11 protein-coding genes and 3 pseudogenes are annotated in these 12,524 nt (G+C 37.9%); 10 read left to right on the top strand and 4 right to left on the bottom strand.

Annotated features, from left to right (window positions below):
• The 6 genes from JCM10596_RS05760 to groL all read left to right on the top strand — a co-directional run bounded on the left by JCM10596_RS05760 (position 1) and on the right by groL (position 4,404).
• Positions 1-492: a MogA/MoaB family molybdenum cofactor biosynthesis protein gene (locus JCM10596_RS05760; RefSeq protein ID WP_034680661.1), complete on the top strand. Its 492-nt coding sequence runs from the start codon at positions 1-3 to the stop codon at positions 490-492.
• Positions 489-1,142, top strand: a complete 654-nt coding sequence (locus tag JCM10596_RS05755; protein ID WP_025026300.1) for a redox-sensing transcriptional repressor Rex — start codon at positions 489-491, stop codon at positions 1,140-1,142. Before JCM10596_RS05760 ends, JCM10596_RS05755 begins: the two co-directional genes overlap by 4 nt.
• 1 nt (position 1,143) lies before the next feature.
• Positions 1,144-1,314: a sec-independent protein translocase protein TatAY gene (gene tatAY / locus JCM10596_RS05750; RefSeq protein WP_025026299.1), complete on the top strand. Its 171-nt coding sequence runs from the start codon at positions 1,144-1,146 to the stop codon at positions 1,312-1,314.
• A 45-nt stretch (positions 1,315-1,359) separates the two neighbouring features.
• Positions 1,360-2,112 carry a twin-arginine translocase subunit TatC gene (gene tatC, locus JCM10596_RS05745; RefSeq protein ID WP_025026298.1) on the top strand — a complete coding sequence of 251 codons (753 nt, stop codon included), beginning with the start codon at positions 1,360-1,362 and terminating at the stop codon, positions 2,110-2,112.
• A gap of 302 nt (positions 2,113-2,414) precedes the next feature.
• Positions 2,415-2,696 carry a co-chaperone GroES gene (gene groES, locus JCM10596_RS05740; protein WP_025026297.1) on the top strand — a complete coding sequence of 94 codons (282 nt, stop codon included), beginning with the start codon at positions 2,415-2,417 and terminating at the stop codon, positions 2,694-2,696.
• A 76-nt stretch (positions 2,697-2,772) separates the two neighbouring features.
• On the top strand, positions 2,773-4,404 hold the full coding sequence (groL, locus tag JCM10596_RS05735; RefSeq protein ID WP_025026296.1) for a chaperonin GroEL: 1,632 nt from the start codon (positions 2,773-2,775) through the stop codon (positions 4,402-4,404).
• 113 nt (positions 4,405-4,517) lie between these two features.
• Here groL and JCM10596_RS31215 read toward each other — a convergent pair.
• Both JCM10596_RS31215 and JCM10596_RS24125 read right to left on the bottom strand, forming a co-directional pair.
• Positions 4,518-4,688 (bottom strand): annotated as a pseudogene (locus tag JCM10596_RS31215) (site-specific integrase); the annotation flags it as partial.
• 45 nt (positions 4,689-4,733) lie between these two features.
• Positions 4,734-5,095 (bottom strand): annotated as a pseudogene (locus tag JCM10596_RS24125) (winged helix-turn-helix transcriptional regulator).
• A 126-nt stretch (positions 5,096-5,221) separates the two neighbouring features.
• Between JCM10596_RS24125 and JCM10596_RS05725 the strand changes: the two are divergent.
• From JCM10596_RS05725 to gshAB, 3 genes and pseudogenes are all read left to right on the top strand, one after another.
• Positions 5,222-6,337, top strand: a complete 1,116-nt coding sequence (locus JCM10596_RS05725; protein ID WP_025026295.1) for an S-(hydroxymethyl)glutathione dehydrogenase/class III alcohol dehydrogenase — start codon at positions 5,222-5,224, stop codon at positions 6,335-6,337.
• Positions 6,338-6,341: 4 nt separating this feature from the next.
• Positions 6,342-7,174, top strand: a pseudogene (fghA, locus tag JCM10596_RS24120) (S-formylglutathione hydrolase).
• Between the two features lie 84 nt (positions 7,175-7,258).
• Complete coding sequence (gene gshAB / locus JCM10596_RS05715; RefSeq protein ID WP_025026294.1) at positions 7,259-9,586, top strand: bifunctional glutamate--cysteine ligase GshA/glutathione synthetase GshB; 2,328 nt, start codon at positions 7,259-7,261, stop codon at positions 9,584-9,586.
• Positions 9,587-9,734: 148 nt separating this feature from the next.
• On the opposite strand, the gene JCM10596_RS05710 is transcribed toward gshAB, so the two are convergent.
• Positions 9,735-10,934, bottom strand: a complete 1,200-nt coding sequence (locus tag JCM10596_RS05710; protein ID WP_025026293.1) for a macrolide family glycosyltransferase — start codon at positions 10,932-10,934, stop codon at positions 9,735-9,737.
• 1 nt (position 10,935) lies between these two features.
• A complete protein-coding gene (locus JCM10596_RS05705) occupies positions 10,936-11,370 on the bottom strand; it encodes a helix-turn-helix transcriptional regulator (protein WP_025026292.1) in 435 nt (144 codons plus the stop codon).
• A 491-nt stretch (positions 11,371-11,861) separates the two neighbouring features.
• On the opposite strand from JCM10596_RS05705, the gene JCM10596_RS05695 reads away from it, so the two are divergent.
• Positions 11,862-12,518, top strand: coding sequence for a TetR/AcrR family transcriptional regulator (locus tag JCM10596_RS05695; RefSeq protein WP_025026290.1), 657 nt, complete (start codon positions 11,862-11,864; stop codon positions 12,516-12,518).
• Positions 12,519-12,524: the final 6 nt, after the last annotated feature.

Here is a 12,524-nt window from a genome sequence, read left to right as displayed (position 1 = left end):
ATGATAACATCAAGTGATCGAGCATCTAGAGGAGAAAGGGTGGACGACGCAGGTCCTGTTGTGCAGGAAGTGATTCGGGAGAATTTAAATTGTGAAATAATTGCTCATCGCGTTTCTCCAGATTGTATTACAACCCTTAAGGAACATATGATTGAGCTTTCGGATCGCCATAAAGCTGATCTTTTAATTACCGTTGGAGGAACGAGCCTAAGTCCTGAGGATGTCACTCCGGAAGCGACAAGATTAGTCATTGATCGTATTATTCCGGGGATGGCAGAGGAAATGAGACGACAAACCATGTCTTTTTCTCGTCAAGCCATGTTAACAAGAGCCTTATGCGGAACGCGGGGAAACACCTTAATTATTAACCTTCCCGGCGCACCTGATGCTGCGAAATATTGCCTACAATCGATTTTAGATCAGCTTCCTAACGCACTTATGATACTACAGGGTAAACGTGAGGTGTTTGAACTGGGGGGACATAGTGAATGAGAGAGCATACCATTCCACAAGCAACAGCCAAGAGGCTACCTCTTTACTATCGGTTCTTAGAAAATCTAAGGGCAACAGGCAAGCAAAGAGTATCCTCTTCAGAGTTAAGTGAGGCTGTGAAAGTGGATGCTGCAACCATACGCAGGGATTTTTCTTGCTTTGGTGCTCTTGGAAAAAAAGGATACGGCTATAACGTGAATTATCTCTTAGAGTTTTTTCGTGAAACGTTAAGACAAGATGACAAAACAGCCGTTATTTTAGTAGGGGTAGGAAATCTGGGAACAGCACTTTTACATTATAATTTTCAAAAAACACACAATATCGAAATCGTCAGGGCATATGACGTAGACCCTAGCAAGATCGGAGAGGAAATAAGCGGGGTACACATTTATGATCTGAATGAGATAGAGCGAGAGCCTTTGGGGGATTGTGTAGTCGCTGTACTAACAGTCCCTGTACAGGCAGCACAAAAAACGAGTGATTTATTAGTGAAAGCTGGAATTCAGGGAATCCTAAACTTTACACCTGCAAGATTGGATGTTCCTCCACATATTCGGGTGCATCATATTGATTTATCAATTGAACTACAATCCCTTATCTACTTTCTAAAGCATTATCCGCTCAATAAAGAAAAAGCAGGAGGTGAATAAAATGCCAATTGGACCCATTAGCTTAGTTTTAATTGCGATTTTCGCCCTGCTCTTATTTGGCCCTAATAAGCTTCCTGAATTGGGAAGAGCGTTTGGAAAAACACTAAAAGAATTTAAAAATGCAACAAAGGGTTTAACCGATGATGAAGACGATAAAAAGAAGGACAAATAATAACGAACGAAAGACGTTTTTGACGAATCATAAGGATGGATTGCCATGTCAGAACAGAGCCAAATGAATGTGTGGGAGCATGTTGGTGAACTGCGAAAAAGAGTAATCTATATTTTGCTCCTTTTTGTTTTATCCATGGTGCTCGGCTTTTATTTAGCCCCTACAGTGATCAATTATTTAAAGCTTCAGGATGTTGCCCAATCTATAGATTGGGTTGTTATTGGTTTAACAGATGCTTTTCGAGTCTATCTTCAATTTGCGATGGCTTTAGGTATTGTGATTACCTTCCCTTTTGCCTTGTATCAAATCTGGGCCTTTGTCAGTCCAGGATTGACAGTGAAGGAAAGAAGGGTCACATTAAGCTATATCCCAGGAGGAATCCTGCTCTTTATTATTGGACTGTCCTTCGGTTATTTTTGGCTTTTTCCTTTTGTGGTCGGGTTTATGATGAATATTGCGGAGCAGCTTGGGGCGCAGGAAATGTATGGAATGGCTAGTTATTTTAGCTTCTTATTTACCTTAATTATCCCTTTTGGCTTCTTGTTTCAAATGCCTTTGCTCATGCTGTTTTTGACCAGGTTAGGAGTTGTCAATCCAGTATTGTTAAGGAAGATAAGAAAATTTGCGTACTTTGCTCTTTTTGTCATTGCAGCGATTATTACGCCGCCTGATTTGTTATCCCATCTTTTTGTCACACTGCCGCTGATCATTTTGTATGAGGTGAGTATTCTACTTTCTCATCTCTCCTATAAGAAAATGGTTAGGGCTCAAGAAGAAGAGCTCAGCAATGAAAGATAATAGATGAATGACAGATAAGAAGGATCGAATGAAGATAGAGCATTGAGAAAGATAAAATACGATACCCGTCTAAAAGAAGGTACACCTGCGTATAATGGTAGGGTGTATCTTTTTTTGTTTACATAAAGGAAATGAACGGCAAACGTAGAACAAAAAAATAGAAAATTATAGAGAAAAAAATGAAAAATATACTTGCAAAGTTTAGGAAAAATGAGTATTATATGAATTGTTAGCACTCGGTATGAGTGAGTGCTAATTAAAATAAAAAATAAAAACCAAATCCATAAAGGAGGGCGTTTTCAATGTTAAAGCCATTAGGAGACCGTGTTGTACTAGAAGCGGTTGAGAAAGAAGAAACAACAGCAAGTGGGATCATACTTCCTGATTCTGCGAAAGAGAAGCCACAAGAAGGGAAAGTAGTCGCTGTAGGTAGTGGACGTTATGAGAACGGACAACGCGTGGCTCTAGAAGTGAAGGAAGGCGACCGAGTGATTTTCTCTAAATACGCTGGTACAGAAGTGAAAGTAGGAGACAAAGAGCTTCTTATTATGCGTGAAAGTGATATATTAGCCGTATTAAGCTAATTGGTTGCAAAAACAAGACAATTCAAATGAACTTCTATTTGAATGAAGTTACATATTATTAAGGAGGCTGAATACGATGGCAAAAGATATTAAATTCGGTGAATCTGCTCGTCGTGCGATGTTACGCGGAGTAGACGCTTTAGCTGACGCTGTTAAAGTTACATTAGGACCAAAGGGTCGTAATGTGGTATTAGAAAAGAAATTTGGATCTCCGTTAATTACAAATGACGGGGTAACAATCGCAAAAGAAATCGAGCTTGAAGATGCATTTGAAAACATGGGCGCTAAGCTAGTAGCTGAAGTAGCCAATAAAACAAATGACGTAGCTGGTGACGGTACAACGACTGCGACCGTTTTAGCTCAAGCGATGATTCGTGAAGGGTTAAAGAACGTAACTGCAGGAGCAAATCCTATGGTTGTGCGCAAAGGGATTGAGAAAGCGGTTCGTGCTGCTGTAGAAGAAATCTCTGCTATTTCTAAGCCAATCGAAGGAAAGGCATCTATTGCTCAAGTAGCTGCTATTTCTGCTGCGGATGACGAAGTAGGTCAATTAATTGCAGAAGCAATGGATAAGGTTGGTAATGACGGTGTTATCACTGTTGAAGAATCTAAAGGATTCGTTACTGAACTTGAAGTTGTAGAGGGAATGCAATTTGATCGTGGTTATGCATCTCCATACATGGTAACAAATACAGATAAGATGGAAGCTGTCTTAGACAATCCATATATCTTAATCACAGATAAAAAGATCGCTAGCATCCAAGAGATCTTACCTATGTTAGAGCAAGTCATTCAACAAGGAAAGCCTCTATTAATTGTGGCTGAAGATGTTGAAGGAGAAGCTCTTGCTACTTTAGTTGTGAACAAACTACGTGGTACATTCAATGTAGTAGCTGTTAAAGCTCCTGGCTTTGGTGACCGTCGTAAAGCAATGCTAGAGGACATCGCTATCTTAACTGGTGGTGAAGTAATCACAGAAGATTTAGGATTAGACCTTAAATCTGCTAACGTATCTCAATTAGGTCGTGCGAGCAAGGTTGTGGTGACAAAAGAAAACACAACGATCGTTGAAGGTGCTGGATCTTCTGATCAAATCGCAGGTCGCGTGAAGCAAATCCGTTCTCAAATTGAAGAAACTACTTCTGAATTTGACAAGGAAAAACTTCAAGAGCGCCTAGCGAAGCTTGCTGGTGGAGTAGCGGTAATCAAAGTAGGTGCTGCTACTGAAACAGAATTAAAAGAGAAGAAACTTCGTATTGAAGATGCTCTAAACTCTACTCGTGCAGCTGTTGAAGAAGGAATCGTAGCTGGAGGAGGAACAGCTCTAGTGAACGTAATTTCTGCTGTACAAAAAGTAGAAGCAACTGGTGACGAGAAGACAGGTGTAAACATCGTTCTTCGCGCTCTAGAAGAGCCAGTTCGTCAAATCGCCGACAATGCAGGTCTAGAAGGATCTGTAATCGTTGAAAGATTGAAAAAAGAGCCTGTAGGAATCGGCTTCAACGCTGCTACAAGTGAGTGGGTCAATATGATGGAGCAAGGAATCGTAGACCCTGCAAAAGTAACTCGCTCTGCCCTTCAAAATGCAGCATCCGTATCAGCTATGTTCTTAACAACAGAAGCTGTTGTAGCTGATAAGCCAGAAGAAAACGCTGGTGGCGGAATGCCTGACATGGGCGGCATGGGTGGAATGGGCGGCATGATGTAATAAACATCATAAAGCCTTGACATATAAGGGTTTTTAAGTGGAATAAAGATAAATACTCATACTTTTGCTCATAGCAAGCAAAATATGCTCACTTTTTTCACAAAACAATCTTATCAGAGAAGGTCTTTCATCAGTTTACTGAACTGGTGGGAGGCCTTTTCTTCCTTATTAGCGTAAATATTCATTGTCGTGTTTATGTCTGTATAGCCTCAACTCTGCTGAATCTCCTTTACTCCCACACCGGCTTCAATTAAGAGAGATGTATGTGTAAATGAGGGGTAATGTTATTAATGGAAGTAATTCCCCAATACGCAAACCAGTATAGGTTTTTATTCAACTGATTTTTTATTGGAATCTTTTTCTAAAAATTCTCTAAAATTATCTCCCCAATCACAAATGGAAGTTACAACGGGTTCTAGAAGTAAACCAATTTCACTTAGTTGATACTCTACTTTAGGAGGTACAACCGGGTATACAACTCTAGTAATTATATTATCCTCTTCTAATTCCCTTAATTGTCTAATTAACATACGTTGATTGACATCGGAAGGTATTTTTGTATTTCACTTAACCTCAATGGAGATTGTCGGAGTAAACACCATATAATTGCTATCTTCCAACGACCACCTATTACTGATAAGGCCAAATCTTTGCTCGTGAAGAACGTTTTATCTTTATAGGTAATTTCCATATTATTACGATCTCCTTCTATTGTAATATGTTTATAGTGACAAAAAAGTCAGTATTGTTCCATTAATTCTAATGTGTAATTATATAAATTGTAAATACCATAAAACAAGGGAAAGAAGGGATTTATTTGAAAAGTAGAGCTGCTGTTGCATTTGGAGCAGGAGAACCACTTAAAATTGTAGAAATCGATGTAGAAGAACCAAAAGCCAAAGAGGTATTAGTAAAAATACTTTATACATCAGTCTGTCATACAGATGCTTTTACATTATCAGGTGATGATCCCGAAGGTATATTTCCTGCTGTACTAGGTCATGAAGGTGCGGGTGTTGTCGTTGCTGTAGGGGATGAAGTGACTTCAGTAAAACCAGGAGACCATGTTATTCCGCTATACACAGCTGAATGTGGAGAATGTAAATTCTGTCGTTCTGGTAAAACAAACTTATGTAGTGCCGTACGAGAAACTCAAGGTAAAGGTTTAATGCCTGATGGAACCACTCGTTTTTCTTATAATGGAGAACCTATTTATCATTACATGGGAACGAGTACATTTAGTGAATATACAGTTGTTTCTGAAGTCTCTTTAGCAAAAATTGACCCAGAGGCGCCACTGGATAAAGTTTGTCTATTTGGATGCGGTGTTACTACAGGGATTGGGGCTGTACACAACACAGCAAAAGTAGAAGAAGGAGCAGTGACAGCCGTATTTGGTCTTGGCGCTATTGGATTAGCGGTTATTCAAGGGTTAGTTCAAGCAAAAGCAAGCCGAATTATTGCTATTGACTTAAATGAGGATAAGTTTGAACTCTCTAAAAAAATGGGAGCAACTGATTTTATCAATCCATCTAAATTTGATAGACCTATTCAAGAAGTCATTGTTGAAATGACAGATGGTGGAGTCGATTATAGTTTCGAGTGTATCGGGAATGTTGAAGTCATGAGATCTGCTCTTGAATGTTGTCATAAAGGATGGGGCGAAAGTGTTATTATCGGTGTAGCAGGTGCAGGGAAAGAGATTCAAACACGCCCATTCCAATTAGTAACTGGACGGGTATGGCGTGGATCAGCTTTTGGTGGAGTAAAAGGAAGAACGCAGCTGCCAGGAATGATTGAAGATTATAGGAATGGTAAAATTGATCTAGATTCGTTTATCACCCACCACTTAAACTTTACAGACATCAATGAAGCGTTTGACTTGCTTCATAAGGGCGAGTCCATCCGTACAATTTTAACATATGGAGAGTGAGAAAGTGAGTCTTAAACGTATTGAAAAACGTCGCTCTTTCGGTGGAGAACAATGTAAATATACTCATTATTCAGAACATTTAAAATGCGAGATGACATTTAGTATTTACTTACCATCAAATACAGAAAAGAAAAAAATTCCTCTTATTTGGTGGTTGTCTGGTTTAACATGTACGGATGATAATTTTAGTCTAAAAAGTGGATTTCAACGATTGGCTGAAAAACATCAAGTGGCCGTTATTATTCCAGATACTTCCCCACGTGGAGAACATGTGGCTAATGATGACGGATGGGATCTTGGAAAAGGTGCAGGTTTTTATGTAAATGCGACACAAGATCCGTGGGCAAAGCATTATCACATGTATTCGTATATAGTAGATGAGTTAACCGCGATTGCGTCAACATTGGTACCTCATTTTTCAGGAGATGAAAGCATAATGGGCCACTCAATGGGTGGTCATGGCGCTTTAGTGATTGGCATGAAAAATGCGACAAGGTTCAAAGCAATTTCTGCCTTTTCTCCTATTTTAAGTCCTAGTAGAGTCCCATGGGGAATAAAGGCTTTCTCCGCTTATTTAGGTGAAGATCAAGCTTCTTGGAAAGAATGGGATGCTTCAGAATTGGTCAAAGAGGCCGGCATGCTCCTATTCTCATTACGCAAGGAACTGAAGATGATTTTTATCCAGAACAATTAGATGAAACTTATTTTTTAAAGAATGCTCAGAAAAATAATCAAGTAGTACATTATCAGAAAATGGAAGGTTATGATCATAGCTATTTCTTTATAGCTACTTTCTTAGAGGACCATTTCTCTTTCCATATGAAGTACTTAAGATAATTCAATTATTTTTATGACCCATTTAGTCGTGTTAAACGGGAATTAATTCGATAAATGGTTAATTGGGGGGGGGGGAGAGCAACTATGGATTTTAAAACAATGTTAGCCAATGACCGTGTGAAATCATACTTATTAAAAGCCCGTTATGGGATTGAAAAAGAAAGTCATCGAGTTGACTTGTCGGGAAATTTGGCTAAAACAGATCATCCTAAGAGCATAATGTTAAAAGATGATCACCCATATATTCAACGAGATTTTTCAGAAACACAAATGGAATTAATCACACCTGTTACGGAGACATTAGAGGATCTGTTTAATTACTTAGCAGCGATCCATGATGTTGCTTATCGTTCTATGGATGAGAATGAAATGCTATGGCCATTAAGCATGCCACCACAGTTGCCAGAAAAAGAAGAAGACATTGTGATTGCGAAATTGGAAAATGTCGAAAATGTTCGATATCGTCAAACTTTATCGCAATCTTATGGCCGTCGCAAACAAATGGTTAGCGGAATTCACTTCAACTTTGAATTCGGCGAAGAGTTGATCCAAGCATTATTTAGCTTACAATCGGAGATAAAAGATTACCAACAGTTTAAAGCGGAAATTTATTTAAAGGTTACAAGAAATTATTTACACAACCGATGGTTAGTAACTTATTTTTATGGGGCTTCTCCGCGTAGTGAAAAGAATTTTTTTGAATATAATTCTTTGGATGATGCCGTAAGAAGCATTAGAGGTAGTAAATACGGTTATGCCAATTCTGATGATGTTAAAGTGTCGTATAGTAGTATACAGAACTATCTAACAGATCTTTCTTTGATGGTGAAAAGAGGGCTTCTATCAGAAGAAAAGGAATTTTATGGACCTATTCGTTTAAGAGGTGGGCATCATGTTTCAGATTTAGAAGATCACGGTGTTCATTATATTGAATTGCGCAATATAGATTTAAATCCTTTTGACACATATGGAATTAGTTATGAACAAGTAGAATTTCTCCATCTTTTCCTACTGTATTTACTATGGAAAGATGAAGGAGATCATTGTGATGAATGGGTAAAAATGGGTGATTTTTATAATGAGATAGTGGCTCTTGAGCATCCATTAGCGCATATACAATTTGCAATAGAAGCTAAAAAGATGATTGATGAGATGGAACATTTAGTCGAAAGCTTAGATTTACCTGTTACTGATACGTTATTTGTTCATCTGAGAGAAATGCTGATGGATCCAAGCAAGACTTTAGCCGGAAGACTTTATAAAGAGAGTGAAAAAAGCAGTCAAAGTCAAGTGGCTACGTCAATTGCTAAAGAAAATTATAAAAAATCATGGGATAAGCCTTATCAATTAGCAGGTTTTACTGATATGGAGTTGTCCACCCAGATTTTAATGTTTGATTGCATACAACAAGGAATCCAAGTAGAAATTTTGGATCGACAAGATCAATTTTTGAAGCTGAAATTAAAAGATCATGTTGAATATATAAAAAATGGAAACATGACAAGTAAAGATAATTATGTGTCCACTTTAATTATGGAAAATAAAACAGTAACAAAGAAAATTCTACACCAACATGGATTTCGAGTGCCTAAGGGTGAGGAGTTTCAAACAATCGATCAAGCTTTACGATCCTATCATTTATTTTCTACTAAGCCTTTTGTTGTGAAGCCGAAAACAACAAACTATGGATTAGGAATATCAATCTTCAAAGAATGCGCAAATTACGAGGATTATCAAAAGGCACTCACGCTAGCATTTAAAGAAGATTCATCTGTATTAATAGAAGAATTTATTAATGGAACAGAATATCGATTTTTTGTGTTAAATGATAAAGTTTATGCTGTTTTATTACGAGTTCCTGCGAATGTTAAAGGGGACGGTAAACATACCATCCAAGAGTTAGTAGATCAAAAGAATCGTGATTCGTTAAGAGGAAGAGACCATCGAACGCCTTTAGAAAGCATCCAATTGGGGGAATTGGAGAACCTTATGCTTAAAGCTCAAGGATATGGAATAGATTCCATTCCGCGAGAGGGTGCAATCATCTATCTGCGTGAAAACTCCAATATTAGTACAGGTGGAGATTCGATTGATGTGACCGATCAAATTCCTGATGATTATAAAAAAATAGCAGTGGATGCGGTAGCTGCACTCGGGGTAAAAATTTGTGGGATTGATTTGATTATTGAAAATACAGAAGTTCCTGCAGCCCATAAAAACGCTTATGGAATTATTGAAGCGAACTTTAATCCATCCATGTATATGCATATTCATCCACATAAAGGAAAATCACGACGATTAACCATGCATATCATCCATTATTTATTCCCCGAACTATTACAAAATCAGGAATTACAGCCAGTCAAACGAGTACGACTAGTAAAAAACGGATTTACAACGGCAAGCTGTTGAATGACAATAAGGTTATTTAACTTCATTGGGCATAAGTTACCTCGCCCTGAGGAGGGGCGTGGTAAAATAATATGGAGACGAGATTGAGGAATGATTGCCACTTATGAGGAAAATGTAGTTAGCAAGCAGCACTATTTTAGTCAACCACTCAGTCAAATTGCAAAAGCCCTTCAATTTTAGCCAATATAACATCTGCGGCTTCCACTGCGCCACCAGCCTTTTGGAAGCTTACAGAAAGCTTCTGTGCATTATCCAGATACGTTTTATCTGAAAGGATTTTAGCGACTGCTTTTGATAGATGTTTTGGTTTGTTTCCTTTCAATTTGACTCCAGCACCAAGTACTTCAGCTCGGTCAGCCACTAGTCTTTGTTCACTATGGAGCGGAAATAAAACCATTGGCACCCCATAGTACAGACTTTCACTCACACTATTCATTCCACAGTGCGTAATAAATACATCTGCCTTCTGCAACATGGCAATTTGGTCAACATAGTCCTTCACAGAAAAATTCTTTGGTATCCTGCTAAGAGAGGCAATCTCTGTTTTTTCACCAACAGACATCACAACTTCATAAGGACTGTCTACGAATGCTTTCATACAATTTTGGTAAAAATCTTTATTTTGATTAAGCACAGTACCTAATGAAATATAGATGAGTTTTTGATCTTTTCTATTTCTCCTCGGATCTAATAACTGAGGAGATTTTCTAATGGAAGGACCGACAAAGGCATAGCGATCAGAAAAGCTTTCCGCCATAGGCTGAAACTCCTTCGTCGTATAGACAATGGTATCCGTTTCATTATCATTCTGAACAATAGAAACAAAACCATCAACTTCATACCCATGGGATCGTAGCAATTTCATTTTTTTATTCATTCGCGGTATTCCCAAGAGCATATTCACTATTTCTTTAAGGCCGCGTCTCATCAGTTTTGCGGTGTGCTTGTTAAAGGCGAAGGTTGTTGTTGAACAGATGTATGGGATTCCTAATTTCTGAGCAAATAACTTCCCCCAAAAGCATAAGGAATCAGACACGATACAATCTGGCTGAAATGCTCTTAATTCAGCACAGACCTTTTCATCCAAGGCGATGGTCGTATCGACAATCATTTCAATTAATGCTGCAAAATCCTTGCCAACTTTATGCTCCAATTCTTGTTGAGATACCGGGGGTAAGAATTCATCACAAGGAATAAATTTGGCACCGATGCGCTCTATTTTTTCTTTAAACTCTAAAAAGGAGTAATACCATACTTCATGCCCTCGGTTAACTAATTCCTCTACCACAGGAAGGGTTGGATTTGTATGACCATGAGCTGGGATCGAAAAAAATGCAATTTTATTCATACTATTCCTCCTCTAGCAATTCAGCCTTTCGGATCATATCGGCAAACTCTAAGAAGTCTTCACTTTTTAGGATGGCAATTCCCCTGGTAGCATCCTCCCCTAAAATAACAAGCTTATCGCCAGCATGAATCTGATACATTTCTCGTGCCTGTTTTGGAATAACAATCTGTCCGCGCTCTCCCACCTTTACAACCCCAAAGAAGTGTTTGCCCTTGGGACCAAGCTGTTCGACCTCTGCCTCACTCATATTACTGGATAATTGATCCAAGGTAACTTGAAAGAGATCGGCTAACATTTTACATTTATGAATATCAGGCAATGCCTCTCCATTTTCCCACTTTGCCACAGTCTGACGAGATACGTTGATTCTTTCAGCTACTATTTCCTGACTCATTTTAAGCTTTTTACGTAAAATACGAATATTCATACCAATCATATCTTCAGCTCCTCTATGATTCATAGTATAGAAGCCATCGGATAAAGTCTATCAACAAACCGCAACATTTTATGTTAAAAATAGTGGCAAGATAATACAAAATAATTCTAGTAAGATTAAATTTATGTAATAAACCTTTTTATAGAAGCGTCCCTTAAATTCATGTAAAATATCAACATATATCCATATTATGTGGTAATTAAAGTTGGTGAGGTGATTTTGAATGCGTACTTGGATAAAAATGATAACTCTCATAGTATGGGTGTTTTTGATTTCCTACTTATCATCTGTGTATGAGGTACCTAAAAACATCTACTATCTCATCATTGTTGGACCGTTAATGTTTGGAGGAGCTTTTTTAATCGATTATCTTTTTGATAGAAAAGGGAAAAGTGATAAAAAAGTTAGTTGACGAAAAATCGCATATTTGTTAAAACTAAAATAGACTGACGGTCGGTCTATTTTAGTTTTATAGAAGGATGAGAATGAGCATGAGAATTTTAAAAGACCCAGAAGAAAGAAAAAAGGAAATCTTGGATACTGCAGAAGAATTGTTTGTAATAAAAGGTTATTCAACGACAACAGTGAATGATATTCTTCGAGGTGTTGGTATTGCAAAAGGTACATTTTATCACCATTTTGAGTCAAAAAAAGAGGTGTTAAATGCCATTGTGATGCGTTTTATTCAACAGGGGGTGGAAGCAGCGGAAACTATCGCAATGGATACGACGAAAAAAGCAAATGAAAAAATCTTTGACATTTTATTATCACAGAATAGAGCAAATAATTCGCAAAAAACGAAAATGGTAGACCAATTACACCAAGTGAATAACGCAGAAATGCACCAAAAAAGTTTAGTAGAAACAATCCTTCAATTAACACCTGTTTTAACAAAGGTGATCGAACAGGGAATCGAGGAAGGTGTTTTTAATACACCATACCCAAAGGAAACGGTAGAGTTTTTGCTCGTTTCTTCCCAGTTTTTATTTGATGAAGGAATTTTTCAATGGAGCCAAGAAGAGCTAATTCAAAAAGTGATGGCTTTTACACATTTGATGGAAACATCACTAGGGGCAAACAAGGGGACGTTTACGTATATACAAGATTTATTGCATCAATCTTATGAAAATCATTTCAATGAAGGGTAAGGAAAA

The sequence above is a fragment of the Caldalkalibacillus mannanilyticus JCM 10596 genome (assembly GCF_000615945.1).
In the GTDB taxonomy this organism is placed as follows: domain Bacteria; phylum Bacillota; class Bacilli; order Caldalkalibacillales; family JCM-10596; genus Bacillus_AT; species Bacillus_AT mannanilyticus.
This window is presented reverse-complemented; position numbering and strand designations above follow the sequence as displayed.

Excerpts from the sequence above, each read along its gene's own strand:
- JCM10596_RS05760 (WP_034680661.1), top strand. The coding sequence starts at position 1 with ATGATAACATCAAGTGATCGAGCATCTAGAGGAGAAAGGGTGGACGAC.
- JCM10596_RS05755 (WP_025026300.1), top strand. The coding sequence starts at position 489 with ATGAGAGAGCATACCATTCCACAAGCAACAGCCAAGAGGCTACCTCTT.
- tatAY (WP_025026299.1), top strand. The coding sequence starts at position 1,144 with ATGCCAATTGGACCCATTAGCTTAGTTTTAATTGCGATTTTCGCCCTG.
- tatC (WP_025026298.1), top strand. The coding sequence starts at position 1,360 with ATGTCAGAACAGAGCCAAATGAATGTGTGGGAGCATGTTGGTGAACTG.
- groES (WP_025026297.1), top strand. The coding sequence starts at position 2,415 with ATGTTAAAGCCATTAGGAGACCGTGTTGTACTAGAAGCGGTTGAGAAA.
- groL (WP_025026296.1), top strand. The coding sequence starts at position 2,773 with ATGGCAAAAGATATTAAATTCGGTGAATCTGCTCGTCGTGCGATGTTA.
- gshAB (WP_025026294.1), top strand. The coding sequence starts at position 7,259 with ATGGATTTTAAAACAATGTTAGCCAATGACCGTGTGAAATCATACTTA.
- JCM10596_RS05710 (WP_025026293.1), bottom strand. The coding sequence starts at position 10,934 with ATGAATAAAATTGCATTTTTTTCGATCCCAGCTCATGGTCATACAAAT.
- JCM10596_RS05705 (WP_025026292.1), bottom strand. The coding sequence starts at position 11,370 with ATGATTGGTATGAATATTCGTATTTTACGTAAAAAGCTTAAAATGAGT.
- JCM10596_RS05695 (WP_025026290.1), top strand. The coding sequence starts at position 11,862 with ATGAGAATTTTAAAAGACCCAGAAGAAAGAAAAAAGGAAATCTTGGAT.